An 18,943-nucleotide genomic window follows, 5' to 3' on the forward strand; every position below is an offset into this window, starting at 1 on the left:
AATCAATTATTTCGAAATTTTTAAAAGAAAAAGTTATCATGAGGATTGGATAATGAAAAAACGGATTTATATATTTCAGAATGGTGAATTAAAAAGAAAAGATAACACCCTTTATTTTGAAAATGAACAGGGAAAAAAATTCATCCCCATTGAAAATACTTCAGAAATTCTCATTTTCGGAGAAGTAGATGTAAACAAACGTTTTCTTGAATTTACAACACAAGCCGAAATAATCATCCATTTTTTTAATCATTATGGATACTACATTGGAAGCTTTTATCCTCGTGAACATTATAATTCAGGGTATATGATTTTAAAACAAGCTGAATTTTATATGGATATGACGAAACGTTTATCAATAGCCAGATTATTTATTAAGGGAGCAACTTTTAATATTCTTCGAGTTCTAAAGTATTATCAAAAACGAGGAAAAGAAGTTGAAGATGTAATCGTAGTGATTAATGATATTCTAAAGAAAACTCATTTAACTGATGATGTAAACGTTCTTCTTGGTTTGGAAGGAAATATTCGGAATACCTATTATCAAGCTTTTGACCAAATAACTGAAAATGTCGATTTTTCTTTTGAAAAAAGAAGCAGAAGACCACCCGAAAATGCCTTGAACGCCTTGATTAGTTTCGGGAATTCATTATTGTATGTAGAAGTGCTTCGAGAAATATACCAAACTCATCTTGATCCAAGAATTGGGTATCTGCATACCACCAATTTTCGTAGTTTTACCTTGAATTTAGATATCGCTGAAATTTTTAAACCGATAATTGTTGATCGATGTATTTTTAACCTCTTAAACAAAAGGATGCTTAAACCAAAACACTTTTTAAAAGAACTAAATGGAGTTGTCTTAAATGAGGATGGACGTAAGTTATTGATTCAAGAATATGAAACAAGGTTAAAAACCACTATTAAATTGTCGGGGACCAAAGATGAAGTATCCTATAGCCGAATTATTCGTCGAGAATTATATAAATTAGAAAAACATCTCATGGGTGAAAAAGAATATGCTCCTTATGTTAGTGGGTGGTAAAAAATATGTTTATTATAGTAGTTTATGATATTTGTGATAATCGGGTAGTACGAATCCTTAAAATATGTAGAAAGTATTTAAACTGGGTTCAAAATTCGGTTTTTGAAGGAGAAATTACCAAAGCAAATTTTGTTAAATTAAAAGCTGAGTTAGAAAAAAACATGAAAAAGGAAGAGGATTCCGTAATTATTTATGGTTTGCGAACTACTCTTTACAGTTTTCGCGAAACTATTGGGAAAGAAAAAGGAGGAGAAGAGATAATCATATGATTCAACATCTATCGTCTCATAGAAATTATTAGAATAATTTACGGTTAAATTTACAGATGTGTGATTTTATTATTGAACATAAAATTTATCTGTCGACCTCCAATGATGTAAAATTCCCAGGGGATCGACAGATAAATTTTAAACACTCAAAAAAACGGGAAAGCTTATTAGTAAAGATAAAAATCGATTTATACCTCAATAAATGAAACAGCTACATCTGATAAAATAACAAATAAAGGTGCATTTTGAGAGCATAATAATAGAGCCAAATGAGCGAGTTTGTAGCCTACCTATAAGGAATTGAAACTTTTCCGGAGATATTCTATGGAAAAAACGTTGAAGTGTTTGTAGCCTACCTATAAGGAATTGAAACAAGCACTGCATTTTGTATCTGGATCGATATCCAGGAGTTTGTAGCCTACCTATAAGGAATTGAAACAACAAGAGCTAAAAAAATATATATTGGATCATAAACTGTTTGTAGCCTACCTATAAGGAATTGAAACCCGACAACGAATTAAATATTTTCAATTCATCCGAATTGTTTGTAGCCTACCTATAAGGAATTGAAACCAAATACGATATAGTTTATAGCGTATCTGTTTATCATGTTTGTAGCCTACCTATAAGGAATTGAAACTTGGGTTTTCGGGCAATTTTAAAATATTTTTAATTTTTGTTTGTAGCCTACCTATAAGGAATTGAAACTTACTGTAATTATTGCTTATATCTTGTATCCTATATGTTTGTAGCCTACCTATAAGGAATTGAAACAATTTTTTAGTGCTGCCATTGATCCTGATGTACTTCGTTTGTAGCCTACCTATAAGGAATTGAAACTTTTTAGGAGATATTCTCTGGAAAAAACGTTGAAGTGTTTGTAGCCTACCTATAAGGAATTGAAACAGGAATTCTCATTAGATCGGTCATTTTACATGGACGGTTTGTAGCCTACCTATAAGGAATTGAAACAAGCAAATGCCGGTGAGTCCTAATCTTGTAATGTCTTTGTTTGTAGCCTACCTATAAGGAATTGAAACAATCCGATTGAATTGCGGGTGTTTGATTCACTTTCAAGTTTGTAGCCTACCTATAAGGAATTGAAACGGAATATCCATTAGCAACTCTAACAACTCAAAAAATAGTTTGTAGCCTACCTATAAGGAATTGAAACTAAGTATTCTCTGGAAAAAACGTTGAAGTATTGCATTTGTTTGTAGCCTACCTATAAGGAATTGAAACTACGTTTGTTAAAAACTCATGTAAATCATCGGCTTGAGTTTGTAGCCTACCTATAAGGAATTGAAACTGAATTGTATGGTTTTAAGATTAGCCGTGATATTTAGTTTGTAGCCTACCTATAAGGAATTGAAACATGAGATTAAAGGTGGTGGATGAGTAATATTTTGGGATAGACCCACTCGTATACTCAAAAAGGTCCACCATGAGTATCAAATAGGCCCACCTTGGTCATGGAGAGATCCACCTGACATATAATGAGGAAATACACTGTAAAGTGTAAATCTTCATTAGGAGGCTGATCAAATAAATGATCAAGTATCGAGAAATTCTTCGGCTTCACAGCCAAGGTGTGAGTCAACGTGGCATTGCTGCCAGTTGCCAGTGCTCACGGACCACAATCCGTAATGTGGTTGAACGGGCAGAAAGGCATGAGATTTCATGGCCTTTCGATAAAAACATGTCGGATGCAGATCTTCAGGAACTCCTTTTTCCGGAAAAAAGGAGTCAGTCCAATCGAAAAATACCGGATTGCGAATATGTTCATAAAGAAATGGCCAAAAGTGGTGTCACCTTAAGTTTGTTGTGGCATGAGTACCATGAACAATGCCGCTTCAATGGTGAAATCCCACTCATGTACAGCCAATTCTGTCGGTATTATCATAAGTATGCCAATACCACCAAAGCCACTATGCGCATTAAGCGCAAACCCGGTGAAATGCTGGAAGTGGACTGGGCTGGAAAGACTGGTTTTATTGTTGATAATCTAACCGGTGAACTTATTCCAGCCTATATCTTCGTAGCGAGCCTATCTTGCAGCCAGTATGCCTATGTAGAAGCCTTCCTGTCAATGGATATGGAAAGCTGGGTCAATGCTCATGTTCATGCGTTCAAATACTTTGGTGGAGTGGCCAGAATCCTCGTGCCAGACAATTTAAAAACCAGTGTAGATAAAGCCTCTCGACCAGATCCCAAGATTAATAGAACCTATCAAGAAATGGCCGAGCATTACGGGACAGCAGTCATTCCAGCCCGAGTCAGGCGCCCCAAAGACAAGCCCCATGCCGAAAGTACGGTGGGTATTATTTCCACCTGGATCATTGCCTCTTTGCGAAACCAACAGTTCTTTTCATTACACGAACTGAATAGCGCCATCCGTCTTAAGCTGGAAGAATTCAACCAGAAACCTTTTCAAAAGAAGCCGGGAAGCAGGAAAAGCGCCTTCCTAGAAGAGGAAAAAGCACTGCTTTTGCCTTTGCCTACTTCCCCATACGAGCTTGCCACCTGGTCAACGGCGTCCGTACAGTACGATTATCACATAATTGTGGATAAAAATCACTACTCAGTGCCCTATGAGTACATCCGGCATCAAGTGGAGGTACGTATAACCAGCAAAACTGTTGAAGTTTTTTACCACAATCATCGCATTGCTTCCCATATTCGGATTCGCGGTCAGGAAGGCCAGATTGTCACGGTACCGGATCACATGCCAGAGAAACATAAACAGTACCTGGCTGTAAATGCTGATCATTTTAGGAATTGGGCTGCTTCCATTGGACCTCATGCCGTCATTGTGGTGAATGCTCTTTTGTCAGCATCAAGAGTTGAGAAACAAGGTTACCGTTCTTGTACATCGCTTATGAAACTCGCTGACAAGTATTCTTTATCCCGCTTTGAAGAAGCGTGCCAGCGGGCACTTTGTTACACGCCCAGTCCGAGTTTCAAAATCATCCAGACCATCCTCAAAACCGGTCAGGATAGAATATCAGTCCAATCAGATCGACAAAAAGCGACAAAAGACAATCCCAACATCTACGGATTTGTCCGGGGTGCCGGCTACTATGGAGGAAAAGACAATGATTAATTCTACGACCATGAACAAGCTGCATGACATGCGACTCTCCGCTATGGCGGATGCTTTCAAACGCCAACTGTCTGATGAGAAATATCAGGAGCTATCGTTTGAAGAACGGGTTGGTATTCTTGTTGATGTGGAATGGGCTAAACGCAGAAGCAATAAACTGCTCCATCTCATTAAAAAAGCAGATTTCCGCTATCCTCAGGCTAGCATTGAAGATATTGAATACCATGCCGACAGGAAACTAGATAAGGCACAAATCCTACGGCTATCTGGGTGCGCTTACATCCAGGAGAAACGCAACCTCATCATCATGGGTGCCTCTGGAAACGGGAAATCTTATGTTGCCTGTGCTTTTGGTATGGCGGCTTGTCGCAACTATTATACCGTTAAGTATATCCGACTACCGGATCTTCTGGATGAACTGGCAGTGGCTCGAGGTGAAGGTGTCTATCAGATGGTGATGAAGAAGTACAAAAAGGTTGGCTTACTCATTTTGGATGAATGGCTCTTAACTCCACTTAAAGACACCCAGGCAATGGATCTCCTTGAGATCGTTGAAGCAAGACATCAGAATGCTTCTACTATTTTTTGCACCCAATTTGCTCCACGTGGGTGGCATGAAAAGATCGGCGAAGATACACTAGCAGATGCCATTCTTGATCGTATTGTCCATGATTCCTATACCATCCTTATTGACGGCAAAGTGTCAATGAGGGAACGACATGGGATTAAAAATTGAGCCAGAACTAAGTAATTAAGAGTGTATTTATGTCTGCCGGTTAAAGAGGCTGATGGATAGTACCGACCTCTTGTGGACAACCCTCCGCTTCGTGGACGACCAAAACACGTTGTTCACGCTCTCCACAGCCTCGGCATCTGGTGTTCTATAGAAATCTTAATCTTGTTCCTTCAAACTACCCATCAAAGAGTACTATTCTCAGAACAGTAAAACTCATGATTCGGAAAAGTGGGCTTATAGCTATTGTGGTTCATTTAAACCGTCATATATAGCTATGGAGTTAACGTATGCACCTAGTGGATTTATTTGGTGCACTCGATGGGTCTAAAACATCATACTACTGGGTTTATCATAAGACAATAAACAGTGGAATAAAATGACAACTAAGTTTGTAGCCTACCTATAAGGAATTGAAACTTAATAGAGTATCAAAAAAATTTTGATACTCTAAAAGTTTGTAGCCTACCTATAAGGAATTGAAACCGGCTAAAACAACCGACAAAATGCCAATATCCCTTGCGTTTGTAGCCTACCTATAAGGAATTGAAACATAAATTTTTCCTGTTCCTGAAATAATTCTTTTGCTTGTTTGTAGCCTACCTATAAGGAATTGAAACTCAAGACCATCATCATCAAGCGTGTCGGCTATCTCGTTTGTAGCCTACCTATAAGGAATTGAAACAGTGTCATTGTCATACATCCAAAAACAGATTACAGAGTTTGTAGCCTACCTATAAGGAATTGAAACTCTCCACCTTCCCAACTAACTTCAATTCCCATTTTTTGTTTGTAGCCTACCTATAAGGAATTGAAACTACGGTATGATGATTAACCATATGGGGGTATTAGGATGTTTGTAGCCTACCTATAAGGAATTGAAACCGTTTTCCGTTGTCAATGGTATAAAATGTTTCATCATTGTTTGTAGCCTACCTATAAGGAATTGAAACCTTGAATGACCCCATACCGGAAATGGTCAATCGATTACGTTTGTAGCCTACCTATAAGGAATTGAAACTTTTGTAAGCTTCACAGAGTTGCTTTAGCAAGATTGGAGTTTGTAGCCTACCTATAAGGAATTGAAACAGATTAGCCGTGATATTTATTTTTACTTAAGAAAATTGTTTGTAGCCTACCTATAAGGAATTGAAACAAAATACCTTGGCATAATAATATTCAAACTCTTCCAGGTTTGTAGCCTACCTATAAGGAATTGAAACAAACCAAACCCATTCAAGACGTCGCACCAGAAGCGGGTTTGTAGCCTACCTATAAGGAATTGAAACCGTTATAGGTTTCTTCCTGCCAGGTTTCTTCTTTTTTGTTTGTAGCCTACCTATAAGGAATTGAAACTTCGACCGCCGTTGTTTTGAGAAGGAGACGAATAATGTTTGTAGCCTACCTATAAGGAATTGAAACAGGCAATATCCGCAGCTTAACTCTTGGATAGACACCGAGTTTGTAGCCTACCTATAAGGAATTGAAACTCGAACTGGACAAATATATGTGCAAAAAGGGGTTAAAGTTTGTAGCCTACCTATAAGGAATTGAAACCAAAGCGAAATGGATGAGATCGAAAGAGCAAAGGCCGTTTGTAGCCTACCTATAAGGAATTGAAACTCACAATCTCCTCGGAAGGGGATTTTCTTAATTATCCGTTTGTAGCCTACCTATAAGGAATTGAAACTGACTATATCAATAATAAGACTATTTGTGCGCTGAACGTTTGTAGCCTACCTATAAGGAATTGAAACTCAGCTTAGCAAATCCTATTTTATCAAGATCAGATCGTTTGTAGCCTACCTATAAGGAATTGAAACCTGCCTCGCTGTTTATCGTGCTTCGTACCACGGCAAGTTTGTAGCCTACCTATAAGGAATTGAAACTATTATCAGAATATGGATGAAGGCAACGGACGGAGGTTTGTAGCCTACCTATAAGGAATTGAAACTGTCAATCAGCCATTGCCTTACCTTCCCATAGACGTGTTTGTAGCCTACCTATAAGGAATTGAAACTTAGTTTTTTGTATTGTTACTATTCTTCTTTTCTATGTTTGTAGCCTATCTATAAGGAATTGAAACATATTAAAGATCTACGTGAAGGAGAAAAATTGTGGGAGTTTGTAGCCTACCTATAAGGAATTGAAACTGCCATTTCTGGCGTAATTGCTCGATGGATTTTTCTGTTTGTAGCCTACCTATAAGGAATTGAAACAATCCAATAAAGGATTGCCCGTTCAAATTGAGGGTTGTTTGTAGCCTACCTATAAGGAATTGAAACCTCAATTATTATGAAATGAGGTGAAAGAATGGCAAGAAAATGTGATCAATGCAATGGAACTGGTCGCTGTAACCACTGTAAAGGATCGGGTAAGAAAAACTATCCAGGATATGGAAAGCCCAGTGATGATCCCTGCATCTGGTGTAATGGGAGCGGAGTCTGCCAATGGTGTCGAGGGAGAGGTGAGCGTTGAAAATTTATAAATAATAATTATGCTAGGGGGAAAAGAACCAGGATTGAGAAAAAAAAGATATAAATTCAACATTCGTTTTAAGTATAATTAAAACAAGATCAGGGTAAAATTGCCATAATATGATTATCCATCGATCTAAAATTTTTAGCTTTTAAAGGACTTGATAGCGGTGATTGAGTTATTATTTAGGGGAAGGAGGGGGATTGGGTGTATTTTAAAAAACTGCTGGGAGAAAAGTGTTATCTTTCACCTTTGAATCTTCAAGATTATGAGATTTATACCAAATGGATAAACGACATTGATGTATCCTTAGGAGTAACCTTTGCCAGTGCCCTGATGACGCCCGAACAAGAAAAAGAAATTCTGGAGAAACTATCCCGAGCGGAATATAATTTCGCCATTGTGGAGTTAAAAAAAGATGAGCTCATCGGTAATATTGGCTTCACCCATATCGACTTTATCAACCATACTGCCGAAATGGGAATATTCATTGGTAACAAGGATTATTGGGGGAAAGGTTATGGAGCAGAAGCCATAGAATTATTGCTGGATTTTGGCTTTAATATATTGAACCTGCATAATATTAATTTGAAGGTATATTCCTACAATAAGCCAGCCATCAAATGTTATCAAGAAGTAGGATTTAAGGAAGTTGGGAGGCTTCGGGAAGCAAAACAAATAGCCGGACAAAAATTTGACCAAATTATAATGGACATCCTGGAAAAAGAATATAAATCGAAACTCATTAAGGGTTTAGTCGACAAGAGAAATCAAGAAAATAAAAAATGAAGAAATGCCTTTTCTCCTATATAAATTTAACAATTAATGTCATTTTTACATTTTCTAAATTAAACATTGATCCAAATTTGGTTACTTAATACTAATAATCTTACCTTTAGTGATTTCGACTAAGATTTTCGGAGTGAGCTTAAAAACCGCATTGGGAGTTCCGGCTGCAGCCCAGATTTCTTCGAATTGCATTAAGTCTTGATCGATATAGATAGGAATCGGATTTTTATGTCCAACAGGTGGGACACCTCCAATGGAGAAGCCGGTTTGTTCTAAAACAAAGTCAGCGTCGGCTTTTTGCAGTTTTTCCTTGATCACTACCACAACGGCTTTTTCGTTTACCCGATTCATTCCGCTAGCAATAATCAGGATAGGTTTTTGCGAGTTTGCTCCTTTAAAAACCAATGATTTCGCAATTTGACCCAAGGTACAGCCTACTGCAGCTGCGGCTTCTTGCGCAGAACGAGTTGATGCTGCTAACTGAACCACATTCAATTCAACTCCAAATTCATTCAAAACAGTTTGTACGATTTCCGCCTTTTTCTTTAAGTTATCCTGCATAAAATTCACTCCTTAGAAGCTGATCAATATATATTATCAGTGTGTATATTTCTAACTAAATTAGCTTCAGATTTCTTTCCAGTTAACTTGAATCGTCCTACCTCTTTCTTCAGTTTATCACAATGTATTATCCAACATTTGACTATTTTAGGGTTTTCTAGAGAATTTGAGAAGAGAAAGGACCATTTGAATTTGAAGAGAATAAGGATTTTTAAATAACCAGCCTAAGTTATCAATAAGAAGAATAGAACGACACACTACTTCCAGCAGTAAATGAAAATGAAAGCCTCTAATCACCACATGACAATGAAAATGCCAATCTAATACCGTTTTAACCATCTCCGTCATACTGAGGAGCGTAATGTGCGACGTAAGAAATTCCATCCGTTCCAATTCACCAATTTCACAGCTTTTTAAAAATTCAAGAATTAAGACCCTTCCCACCAAGCCTTTGAAACTGGAGAAAAAAAGAGAGAGTACTGCTTTATCCGGCCCTTTATCCTCTATGATAGGCATGTTGTGTGAACCGGGGGGGGAAGCGAGTAATTTATCGAACGATCAGGCTTCAATGTAATGCAGGGAAAGGTTATGAACAACCATGGAAGTGATAAGACCATTCCCTGCATTTAAGTAAGAATTTACCGCTGTGTTGTTTCGATATTCTGTAACATTTTTCTCATGGCTGGGCTCAAGGGTGTCACAAGTTCCGCATTGTACGACCCGGTTGGCATGAGTTCCACGGTGGGATCATTGGTTGGGTTCCAATTGGTCAACGTATCCCAGGTTCCAGCAATCTGTGCTGCTGCGATAGCGTATTTACGGGAGGTTGCGGCTGGCGTTCCTTCAAGGACTGCCGGGTCAACGTTGGTGATCATAATGGAAATGGTGGCATCGCTGTTGAGATAGATTTCGAAGGTACGAAATTGCTGTGGGAAGTCCCGAAGCGACGACGTTTCCACCTGCCAGAAACCTTTCTCCGGTGCACCTACAGGATCAGGCGACACAAAGGCTTTCACGGTATTCAGATGACGATGTCCGGCTATCCACATGATAAAATTCGGGTGGCTTTGAAGCTCCGCAATCAGATCCGGCAGGGTGACGGCATTTTGTGGATCCGTCCACCAGCCCATTTCGGAATTGGGTGCTGTCACTTCGACACCAATCGGAACGTGCGCAGCAATGATCATGAGTTGTCCCGCAGCAGAACCGTCAGCCAGTTCTTTTTTAAGCCAGTCCCACCGAGCCGAATCAAGAAAGCCGTGCCCATGAATATCGACAGAGCCGCTGTCTTCCTGCTGGGTATTGTCCAGAACGATCACCTTGAGCGGAATGTTCGATTTCGGGACAAAACTATAACAGGCAAAGCCATTTTCGACATCTGTCAGATTGAAACCGTGACCGATAGGTAGAGTTGATGTATTGAAGAATTCCTGCATCCACTCAGTTCTTAAAAGTGAACGTCGGTCAGGATCAGCTGCAACTTTCGGAGGCGTCTTAAAATCCTTGACAGGTCCCGCATATTTGATATTCCCGTAAGGCGTTGAGCCGTCAAACACACCGACATAATAATCCCGGTTGTTAATTTCTCGGGGATCACGGAGTACATCACCCGTAGCGAAGACTTCATCGGCTACGTAGGACTGTCGAAGATCCTTGCGCAGGCTGTAGTCTACGGGGATGGAACCCATCCAGAAATGATCGTGGTTGCCCAGTGTTTGATACCAGGGGATCGACTTGTCGAGCCCCGCCGCCTGGTAAGGCTTCTGATAATCAATGGTTTCGGCTCCCAGATGGGCGCCGGAACTGGGTGTAATGACCTTGCCGTCGATGACATCGATATACCAGCGAAGTTCATTGTATTGCGTGGAGTTGATAGCGTCACCCAGAGAAATACCGAAGTCCAGGGGATTCTGCTTATGCAGGGCGTTGACGGTTTGGATGGCGGCATCGAGCACATGCGTGGTATAGAGCATAACCCCTGAACACAGAGAAGTCCCTATCGGCAAATTGGGATGCAGGCGTTGAATATAAATCAACTGGTTGGGGGATTCCTTATCGGTGATATGGATATCCGAGATGGTAAAGAAATTTAAAAGCTTCATTATTCTGGTGACGGCTGAACCACTGTAGGACGCTGGCATGAGATCAAGTCGCTTGTTGTAGGGGAGCCCCGGGCCATACGTCCAGTTGCCATAGCCATACTGACTGTATTTAGAAATCTCCCAGAGATTGATAGCAGTCGTTGGGGTCGGCTCCGGCACGATCGTCCTTTGAGTCGTCGTTTGAACATCGGATGCAATCGGGTAGCCTGTGGGCTGTTGTTGATCTTTGACAGTAGCTTTAGAATACCCTGGTAAAGAGAAAATCAACATGCCCATTAATAAGGCTAAGCAGAACTTTTTGTTTACAAAAAACGGTTTCATGAAACGTCTCCTTTGTAGATGTAGTGAGTAGAGAATAATGAGAAAGGTTAAAACGAAACCCCAAACAATCAATTCTATCCCATCATTCTTATAACCTTTTTATAAACTTCTCAGTTTTTTCAGGACATAAAATAGGCTGAAACTCTTGATTCTATTGATTTATCAAATAAAAAATACCCCTCCTTTTTGGTATGCATGACATAGGGCAAGATAGACAACCCGACAAAACCAAAAAAGAGAGGTGTCTGATGATTCAAATTATAGCAGAAACCCGAATTAAGGAAAATCTTGGGGCCAGGTCTTGATTCTCGAATTTTAAAAAGCCATGGGCGAACATCTAGGTTCGCCCCCACGGTTTCTATATATCAATTTTTACTGTCTCCTAATGTTCCAATATTATTTATATTCATAGGGGCAGACCTGGGTATCTGCTTTCATTATTATGAGAGAACACCAGGTAATTCCTCTCCTAGTAGAGGTGGCGCTTCGCTACTGTGAGGATGTCTATATTTTTTGTATGGTTATCCTGAGAATAGGAGAAAGGAATATGAATAAAAGATGAGATTGCCACGTCGCATAAGACGCTTCTCGCAATGACGGAGTGGGTGGATGAGATTGCCACGTCACTACGTTCCTCGCAATGACGGATTTAGATAGGTATTTTCATCCTTATCTGGCGGTGCTGGGAGGTATGATGGTTTACTCTGTAAATAACCGAATATGTAAATAGTGATCAAAAAAGAAAAAGGCACGCACCCCTGAATTCCCCATCAATGGGGGAATAAATACAACAATTCCCCTCCTTGGAGGGGAATTGTATCGCAGCGGGGAGGGTGCCTTTAATCTGTCATCCTGAGCCCTCGCTTTTCGAGGGCGTGAGGATCTCATCTTTTTCTCCCTCTCATCCCCTCGACGCTTTCCGTCAATTCATTTTCGATTTTTTCCTGCTAACCAGGTTTTGCGAACCAGCATGGAGTTCAATTCTGAAAATTATAAAAAATCTCTTTATAAATAGTAATAATTTATTATTCAAGCTGCCAGTTCATGCTTTTTGTTCTTAAAAGAAATGTATAATAAAAGAAGATGTTGTACTTTTGCCGAGGAGGGGTTATTTTATGAATAAAAGGATTTTGAAACATCTGTTTATTTTTGTTTTATTCATTACTTTGTTTTTTGCCATGACTCCTATTTATGCCCAGGAACAACTACCGCCTCTTCAAATGAATCAATCACCTACACCAAAGTCATCCTCAAATATTGATAACAAAGCGAAGGAATTTTATGCTCAAGGTTTAAGTTACTTTGAACAGAAAAAGTATGAAGAAGCAGCTCAAGCCTTTCAAGAAGCTATTAAAATACAGCCCGATTATCAAATTGCGTTTTATTACCTGGGGATTACCAATAGTTGGCTTTATCGCTTTCCCGAAGCCGAACAAGCGCTCAAAGAAGCCATCCGATTAAATCCTCAAGATTTTTATGCTTATAAAGAGCTAGCTGATGTCTATACTTGGTTGGAGCGATATGAAGATTCGATTCAATATTCCCAGGAAGCTGTTCAATTAAAACCTGATTATGCAGATGCTTATATAACAATGGGTTTATCTCAAATTAAATTAAAAAGATATGAAGATGCAATTAAAATGTTAAGGGTAGCGATCTCTCTCGATCCAAACCAGGAATATGCTTATTTTTACCTTGGAGTTGCCTTAAGTTGGCTGAACCGATTTCAAGAAGCCAAGGATGCTCATTTAAAAGTCATTCAATTAAAACCGGATTTCGCCGATGCCCATTTAGAACTGGGTGTCGTCTATGTATGGCTTGGAGACAAGACCTCCGCTATGGAACAATATAATATCCTCAAAAATTTAGATAGCAGTAAAGGCCAAGAACTTCTTGATGTAATAACTAGGTAAAATTGAGTGTTTTTCTTATCAAGGAGGGAGAATTTTAAATGGTCAATCGTTTAAAAAAAGACGTTTATCATTTCTTTTTAGGTATTCTGTTTGTTGTTTTCTTAACCGGATGTTCTCCGATACCACCACCAGCACCAACACCAGAGAACCCGACCTTGCCAGTGAACAATTCGACTCAAGGTACCTCATTTCCTACCATTCAAGCTGCTATTGATGCTTCTATACCAGGCGATATCATCATCGTCTATCCCGGAATCTATTATGAGAATATCGATTATAAGGGGAAAAATATCACAGTTCAAAGTACCGATCCTTTGAGTTCGACAATTCTTTTAAAAACCATCATCGACGGTCAAAAGAAGGGTTCAGTGGTTACATTTAAAAGTGGAGAAACCAATAATGCAGTTTTAAAGGGATTTACTATACAAAACGGCAGTGGTTCAAATATTGGCAATTGGTCAAAAAATGGTGGGGGTATTTATTGTATCCAATCATCTCCCACTGTATCGTATAATTTTATACTCAATAATAACGCAGATATTGGTGGAGGTATTTATTGCTCATTTTCTTCAATGATTATCCGGCAGAATAAAATCGGTTTAAACAGTGCTAAGGGTGGTGGTGGGATTTTTTGTGGTGGTTCATTGTCAACAGTTATCTCTCAAAATACCATTAGCGAAAATAGTGCCACCCATAATAGCCACGGCGGCGGAGTCCTTTGCTATAATTCCAGCCCCAACATTGTTTCCAATGAAATTTCCTGGAATGATGCAACCAATGGAGCAGGGATATGTATTCTTGACAGCATGCCGGTTATTTATGGAAATGATATCCATAAAAACACCGCAACCCAATACGGTGGTGGAATATTTGTATCAAAACAATCAATAGTTAAAGATTCTCGTGGTGATTCCTGGCTGCGGATGAATGATCCGCCTCACGCCGAAACCAATAACTTATATTCGGGAAATACCCATCAAGGAGCACTGAATACAGATGGGTCCAGTGTTTATTTTGAAATGAACGTTTTCACTATCAGAACCTTGGGGCCAGGTCTTGATTCTTGAATTTTAAAAAGCCATGGGCGAACATCTAGGTTCGCCCCCACGGTTTCTATATATCAATTTTTACTGTCTCCTAATATTCCAATATTATTTATATTCGTAGGGGCAGACCTGCGTGTCTGCCCTCATTATTATGTGATAATACCATATAATTCCTCTCCTCGGAGGAGTGGTATTTTGCGATGGAGGTTGTCTTTATATTCGGAATGGTTATTCTGAGAGAATGAGAAAGGAATATGAATAAAAGATGAGATTGCCACGTCACTACGTTCCTCGCAATGACGGAGTGGGTGGTAGAGATTGCCACGTCACTACGTTCCTCGCAATGACGGAGTGGATGGTAGAGATTGCCACGTCACTTCGTTCCTCTCAATGAAGGAATGAGAACGAACATGATAAATCAAGCCCCTACAAAAGATCAATAAATTGTAGGGGCGACAATTTATTGTGACCGGTCTCTATATCAATGTAGCGACATGCCATGGCATGTCGAATCTTGGATTTTCATCCTCATCTGGAGCTGTTATGCAACAAAGAACAAATTAGGTTGCTGGTTGATAACAAATTATCCGGTTCTACTGCATCAATGGTATCGGTCTTCCAATGCCAGTTTACCGGCAGGCCTTTTTTGTTGAGAGCAATAAAGGTAAGAGCCCGATAGCCACGAGCCAGGAAGGGAGTGGCGTCGGTAGAAAGCCCGAGATAAGGCCGGATATCGATGGATATGGATAAGTTGTGGGAAACTTCCTTCACCTGTTCAATTAACCTTCGGTCGGAGTGAAAAACCGACCACATACCTTCTTTAGAGGCAGCCACTAAATGACCAGCGCCACAATTATCACTATTCAAGATAAGAGATTCACCAATGACTGAGCGGTATTTTTTCTCAAAAGCGATTGCACCATTCGTGCCCGATTCTTCTGAACCAGTAAAAACTACCCAAAAAGGAATGTTTTCATTGGCTAACCGACGAGCTACCTCAAGGCAGATGGTGACTCCACTGCCGTTATCATTTCCACCAGGCGATGGCTCCATGAAAAACTCACGATGGATATGACCCACCGAGAGTAGAATAAGATAGGCGGCGGGAATCCAGGATAGGATATATAAAAAGTTCCAGGAAAAGATAAGATTCAATAAAGCGAGGCAACAGATGGCTATCGAAGAAAAGATGGTAAGCTGAACCGAAAGGTGGGGATCACTGATAAAACGAGGATCGAAAAATATTGAAGGGGTGGCCGAATCGATATGAGAAAAAAGGATGATCTGTGGTTTTTGGCTCTTTTTCCCAATAATATTTACCGACTTCTTCCGCTTAAACAAAGTTGTCAGAACTGGAAAGCTGTTCATTTCAAAGTATTCGACAATGGTGAGGAAAACTGAAAGAACCAAAGCGCTTGGAGCCGATATTTTCATGAGAATTACTGAAAGGATCAAACCAATCCAGATTAACAAATAAGGCCAGGTATAGGTTGTTAATGATGGAAACTCATCTTCGATAACTTCGAATCCGAAACTGAGTAGTTGTTTCTTGATCCACCGGGCGCAGCTCTTTTCTTTTACCGAACAAGCCGGACGTGCCCCCAGATTTTTCAAAAATTGAAGCGTAATATTAATCGCTCCAGTTTGACTATCCGGATTTATATCCATCCTCAACCCCTTCCTCAGTTACTGTTATATTTTATATTACCAGGCAAATAAAGGAAAAAAATACAATAAGCGCTTTTGATGCTTATAAATTATTAAATTGGCCGGTAAGGGTATTTCGTAAAAAATGGGCAAACCTACTTTGATAAAGGCCGGTTCTTTCCTACTTATTAAAGAATTCTTTTTGTAATACCGGCTGTGTAATTTGATTGCTTGGACCATCTCCTCGGGCAACGCTAACCGACACTTTGCCTTCCAGTGTTCGGAATATCTCTGCCACATCACCATGGGTAAAGCCTGGGCAGAGTGTTATACCATCAATCTTTTCCTTTTCATAAAAATGTTTGGCAATTTTAACAGCTTCGTCTTGGCTTTTCACCACAACGATAAAAAGTTTCATCTTTCCGGTGTCAATCGTGCTTTTATGTTTGTCACAATCTGCATCGGGAGCATGAGCTATGAATAAAGACTTAAAAGCCATAAGGCACCTCCTTTTAATGCTTAATTTCAATAGTTTAATAATAATATTTATCTACACTGAAAACCCACGGGCATGATAAATCAAGCCCCTACAAATATTAAATAATTGTAGGGGCACATTGCATTGTGCCCATTCTTTAATTAATGTAGCTACATGCCATGGCATGTAGAATCTTAATCTTTCACCCTCATCCTCACCTTCTCCCATCAAGGGAGAAGGAACTAATTCATTCTTTTTATTTATTTTTTTCCCTCGCCCCTTGGTGGGAGAGGATCGGGGTGAGGGGGATACCTATTTTCATCCTCATCTGATGCCATGAAAATGACATGAAGGACTCATCTAAAAAGATCGATGATTAAAAAAATGTCTATTCCATCTAATTTTCTGTCTTTTAACTCGTTAAATAACTTTCCTTTTGCTTCGATAAGCTGGGGTGAAGCAACTCCATTTATGATGGAGAAGTAGGTCTCAAGGAAAGCAGCGATCTTATCACAGGTTTTTATGAGCTTTCCATCAATGGGTGAGTATTGATCGAAATTATACTGATTTGGGATGATTTCGTTTTCCAAATTGCGAATGTTTTTCTTCTCATCCAGGATCTTGGTTTCAAATTCATTCATGGTGAAATACAAAATTTCATCATATCATTCTTCTTTCAGCAGAGGCTTGAGTTTTTTGCTTATTTGGTCTGATTCTTCCTCTTTAATGAGAGTTTCCAATTCACCAAGTGCTCTCTTTACCGGAGAGATAATATCTCGGGTAAGGACCTCAGGTAAGTCATGGAAGAGCGCTCCATACCAGTTGTTATAAATCCGCTTTGCACAGGGATCAGGTTCTAGAAATAAGGAAAGAAAGTAACTTAACATGGCAACAATCAACATATGCCCCAAGACCGAAGTTTTTGGAATTCTCTCGATATGGGCCCATCTCCTTTGAAATCGTAACTGTCCGCAAAGATCTATAAAATTTCTCAGATTTTTATCCAGGTAGAGGATCTTTTTAACGCTTTTAATTTCCAGGTGTTTGTTAACTTGAGATTGAATCTCCTCTCTTGTTGATTCAACACCAAATAGGGGAGGACTAAAATGAGCAATGACGTTGAACTCCCATTGGGTCGCCAAAAAATGAGCTGCACTGACCAGTTTAAACTCAATTGAGTTCAAGTCTTCATCTTCTGGGTTAAATGATATGAATTGAATAAACTTGTTATAAAAATCCACCGAAAGATGAGTGAGACTTTCCTCCATTTCTCTCTGAACAAAATCATTCAGCTTTTTCCTGGCTTCATTTTGAGCCAATAGAGAATGATAAATTTGAGGTTTTAGATCGGTTAAGATGGTCCTTTGAAAATATTGGAATATGCCGTATTCAATCATTTTTCTCCAATTAATCAATTGGCCTTCTTCATCTTCCTCAATTTTTCCAAGAATCCAGGCAATGATCATCTTATGAGCTTGTTTATCGAGTTCAGTAAATTCGATTGGTCGAATCTGATCGTTCCATCGCTGTAAACTGGCTGGTTGAAATATCTTCTCGATTAAGCTTTTGGTAATAATCCCCTTCATATGTACTTCCTTTTAAATCTAAAGTCTAATTTTTAAAACACAGATAAGTGGGCATTTGAAATAATTATATTATAATCAAGAAAATAGTATTGAAAAGATAAAAGGGAAATGGTGCAAGGATAGATTTTCATGCTGTCTATCAGCACTGAATAACAATGAAAATTTATTCTCAAATCAGTCATTGCGAGGAGGCTAACTTTTTTTTGGTTAGACGACGTGGCAATCTCTACCACTTAATTTGTAATTCTGAGAAGTCCGGTGTTTTCTATCGGACGACGTGAGAATCTCATCCTTTTAAATCTTTTCCAAAATTGATATATGAAAAGATGAGATCCTCACGGCTTCGAAAAACGAAGCCTCAGGATGACGCCGGCTGCGTCAGATGAGATCTTCACGCGGGAATGCACCGCTCAGGATGACGTTAATTATTTATTCATTGTTATATTTTCAGGAAAAAAATCTATGCTATAGGAGAAAAAGGGGAATTTAACAAGAAGGAGAAAATGAAATGGATAAAGTGAACTTAAAAGATAAATTGAAAAAATTCGACCAGTTATGGAGTCCAAAAATTATAGGAGAAATGAATGAATTATACATCAAGGTCGCAAAACTAAAAGGAGAGTTTGTGTGGCATCATCATGATAACGAAGATGAGCTGTTCTATGTAGTCAAGGGAAAACTGGTTATAAAACTGAGAAATAAAGATATTGAATTAGAGGAAGGAGAATTTTTCATCATTCCAAAAGGAATTGAACATCTACCGGTTGCCGGAGAAGAGGTTCATGTTATGCTGTTTGAACCAAAATCAACATTGAATACGGGTAACGTAAAGAATGAAAGAACACAAGATAATCTGGATTGGATATAATGAA

At 39.1% G+C, this 18,943-nt stretch carries 16 protein-coding genes and 2 CRISPR repeat arrays; of the genes, 9 read left to right on the forward strand and 7 right to left on the reverse strand.

Annotated features, from left to right (window positions below; translation table 11 throughout):
* The first annotated feature begins 52 nt into the window (after positions 1–52).
* The 6 genes from cas1b to RT761_RS09270 all read left to right on the forward strand — a co-directional run bounded on the left by cas1b (position 53) and on the right by RT761_RS09270 (position 8,417).
* Complete coding sequence (gene cas1b / locus RT761_RS09245) at positions 53–1,045, forward strand: type I-B CRISPR-associated endonuclease Cas1b (protein ID WP_218111136.1); 993 nt, start codon at positions 53–55, stop codon at positions 1,043–1,045.
* A gap of 5 nt (positions 1,046–1,050) precedes the next feature.
* Positions 1,051–1,314, forward strand: coding sequence for a CRISPR-associated endonuclease Cas2 (gene cas2, locus RT761_RS09250; RefSeq protein ID WP_218111137.1), 264 nt, complete (start codon positions 1,051–1,053; stop codon positions 1,312–1,314).
* Positions 1,315–1,591: 277 nt separating this feature from the next.
* Positions 1,592–2,689: direct repeats of the CRISPR family, unit length 30 nt; unit sequence GTTTGTAGCCTACCTATAAGGAATTGAAAC.
* 174 nt (positions 2,690–2,863) lie between these two features.
* A complete protein-coding gene (gene istA / locus RT761_RS09255) occupies positions 2,864–4,417 on the forward strand; it encodes an IS21 family transposase (RefSeq protein WP_218110944.1) in 1,554 nt (517 codons plus the stop codon).
* Complete coding sequence (gene istB / locus RT761_RS09260; protein ID WP_218110943.1) at positions 4,410–5,153, forward strand: IS21-like element helper ATPase IstB; 744 nt, start codon at positions 4,410–4,412, stop codon at positions 5,151–5,153. Before istA ends, istB begins: the two co-directional genes overlap by 8 nt.
* A gap of 387 nt (positions 5,154–5,540) precedes the next feature.
* Positions 5,541–7,435: a CRISPR direct-repeat array (repeat unit 30 nt; unit sequence GTTTGTAGCCTACCTATAAGGAATTGAAAC).
* Between the two features lie 20 nt (positions 7,436–7,455).
* Positions 7,456–7,638 (forward strand): hypothetical protein, encoded by a 183-nt coding sequence (locus RT761_RS09265; protein WP_218111138.1) that lies wholly within the window; start codon positions 7,456–7,458, stop codon positions 7,636–7,638.
* Between the two features lie 197 nt (positions 7,639–7,835).
* Positions 7,836–8,417 (forward strand): GNAT family N-acetyltransferase, encoded by a 582-nt coding sequence (locus tag RT761_RS09270; protein ID WP_218111139.1) that lies wholly within the window; start codon positions 7,836–7,838, stop codon positions 8,415–8,417.
* An 81-nt stretch (positions 8,418–8,498) separates the two neighbouring features.
* Here RT761_RS09270 and RT761_RS09275 read toward each other — a convergent pair whose 3' ends face one another.
* From RT761_RS09275 to RT761_RS09285, 3 genes are all read right to left on the reverse strand, one after another.
* Complete coding sequence (locus tag RT761_RS09275) at positions 8,499–8,978, reverse strand: YbaK/EbsC family protein (RefSeq protein ID WP_218111140.1); 480 nt, start codon at positions 8,976–8,978, stop codon at positions 8,499–8,501.
* 147 nt (positions 8,979–9,125) lie between these two features.
* On the reverse strand, positions 9,126–9,494 hold the full coding sequence (locus RT761_RS09280; RefSeq protein WP_218111141.1) for a hypothetical protein: 369 nt from the start codon (positions 9,492–9,494) through the stop codon (positions 9,126–9,128).
* Between the two features lie 122 nt (positions 9,495–9,616).
* Positions 9,617–11,401, reverse strand: coding sequence for a TIGR03768 family metallophosphoesterase (locus tag RT761_RS09285; RefSeq protein ID WP_218111142.1), 1,785 nt, complete (start codon positions 11,399–11,401; stop codon positions 9,617–9,619).
* Between the two features lie 1,115 nt (positions 11,402–12,516).
* On the opposite strand from RT761_RS09285, the gene RT761_RS09290 reads away from it, so the two are divergent.
* Together RT761_RS09290 and RT761_RS09295 are read left to right on the forward strand one after the other, a co-directional pair.
* Entirely contained in the window at positions 12,517–13,314 is a 798-nt protein-coding gene (locus RT761_RS09290; protein WP_218111143.1) for a tetratricopeptide repeat protein, read from the forward strand.
* A gap of 38 nt (positions 13,315–13,352) precedes the next feature.
* A complete protein-coding gene (locus tag RT761_RS09295) occupies positions 13,353–14,381 on the forward strand; it encodes a right-handed parallel beta-helix repeat-containing protein (protein ID WP_218111144.1) in 1,029 nt (342 codons plus the stop codon).
* A 507-nt stretch (positions 14,382–14,888) separates the two neighbouring features.
* Here RT761_RS09295 and RT761_RS09300 read toward each other — a convergent pair.
* The 4 genes from RT761_RS09300 to RT761_RS14295 form a co-directional block, all read right to left on the reverse strand.
* Positions 14,889–16,028 carry a M28 family metallopeptidase gene (locus RT761_RS09300; protein WP_218111145.1) on the reverse strand — a complete coding sequence of 380 codons (1,140 nt, stop codon included), beginning with the start codon at positions 16,026–16,028 and terminating at the stop codon, positions 14,889–14,891.
* A 160-nt stretch (positions 16,029–16,188) separates the two neighbouring features.
* Complete coding sequence (locus tag RT761_RS09305; RefSeq protein ID WP_218111146.1) at positions 16,189–16,506, reverse strand: DUF6506 family protein; 318 nt, start codon at positions 16,504–16,506, stop codon at positions 16,189–16,191.
* A 335-nt stretch (positions 16,507–16,841) separates the two neighbouring features.
* Positions 16,842–17,126 carry an HD domain-containing protein gene (locus tag RT761_RS14290; RefSeq protein ID WP_218111147.1) on the reverse strand — a complete coding sequence of 95 codons (285 nt, stop codon included), beginning with the start codon at positions 17,124–17,126 and terminating at the stop codon, positions 16,842–16,844.
* A 24-nt stretch (positions 17,127–17,150) separates the two neighbouring features.
* On the reverse strand, positions 17,151–18,071 hold the full coding sequence (locus RT761_RS14295) for an HD domain-containing protein (protein WP_218111148.1): 921 nt from the start codon (positions 18,069–18,071) through the stop codon (positions 17,151–17,153).
* A gap of 508 nt (positions 18,072–18,579) precedes the next feature.
* Between RT761_RS14295 and RT761_RS09320 the strand changes: the two genes are divergently transcribed.
* Positions 18,580–18,939 carry a cupin domain-containing protein gene (locus tag RT761_RS09320; protein WP_218111149.1) on the forward strand — a complete coding sequence of 120 codons (360 nt, stop codon included), beginning with the start codon at positions 18,580–18,582 and terminating at the stop codon, positions 18,937–18,939.
* Positions 18,940–18,943: the final 4 nt, after the last annotated feature.

The sequence above is a fragment of the Atribacter laminatus genome, from assembly GCF_015775515.1.
GTDB classification, from domain to species: Bacteria; Atribacterota; Atribacteria; order Atribacterales; family Atribacteraceae; genus Atribacter; species Atribacter laminatus.

What these genes read in the sequence shown, in the direction of transcription:
- cas1b (WP_218111136.1), top strand. Translation starts at nt 53, where the DNA reads ATGAAAAAACGGATTTATATATTTCAGAATGGTGAATTAAAAAGAAAA.
- cas2 (WP_218111137.1), top strand. Translation starts at nt 1,051, where the DNA reads ATGTTTATTATAGTAGTTTATGATATTTGTGATAATCGGGTAGTACGA.
- istA (WP_218110944.1), top strand. Translation starts at nt 2,864, where the DNA reads ATGATCAAGTATCGAGAAATTCTTCGGCTTCACAGCCAAGGTGTGAGT.
- istB (WP_218110943.1), top strand. Translation starts at nt 4,410, where the DNA reads ATGATTAATTCTACGACCATGAACAAGCTGCATGACATGCGACTCTCC.
- RT761_RS09275 (WP_218111140.1), bottom strand. Translation starts at nt 8,978, where the DNA reads ATGCAGGATAACTTAAAGAAAAAGGCGGAAATCGTACAAACTGTTTTG.
- RT761_RS09280 (WP_218111141.1), bottom strand. Translation starts at nt 9,494, where the DNA reads ATGCCTATCATAGAGGATAAAGGGCCGGATAAAGCAGTACTCTCTCTT.
- RT761_RS09285 (WP_218111142.1), bottom strand. Translation starts at nt 11,401, where the DNA reads ATGAAACCGTTTTTTGTAAACAAAAAGTTCTGCTTAGCCTTATTAATG.
- RT761_RS09290 (WP_218111143.1), top strand. Translation starts at nt 12,517, where the DNA reads ATGAATAAAAGGATTTTGAAACATCTGTTTATTTTTGTTTTATTCATT.
- RT761_RS09295 (WP_218111144.1), top strand. Translation starts at nt 13,353, where the DNA reads ATGGTCAATCGTTTAAAAAAAGACGTTTATCATTTCTTTTTAGGTATT.
- RT761_RS09300 (WP_218111145.1), bottom strand. Translation starts at nt 16,028, where the DNA reads ATGGATATAAATCCGGATAGTCAAACTGGAGCGATTAATATTACGCTT.
- RT761_RS09305 (WP_218111146.1), bottom strand. Translation starts at nt 16,506, where the DNA reads ATGGCTTTTAAGTCTTTATTCATAGCTCATGCTCCCGATGCAGATTGT.
- RT761_RS14290 (WP_218111147.1), bottom strand. Translation starts at nt 17,126, where the DNA reads ATGAATGAATTTGAAACCAAGATCCTGGATGAGAAGAAAAACATTCGC.
- RT761_RS14295 (WP_218111148.1), bottom strand. Translation starts at nt 18,071, where the DNA reads ATGAAGGGGATTATTACCAAAAGCTTAATCGAGAAGATATTTCAACCA.
- RT761_RS09320 (WP_218111149.1), top strand. Translation starts at nt 18,580, where the DNA reads ATGGATAAAGTGAACTTAAAAGATAAATTGAAAAAATTCGACCAGTTA.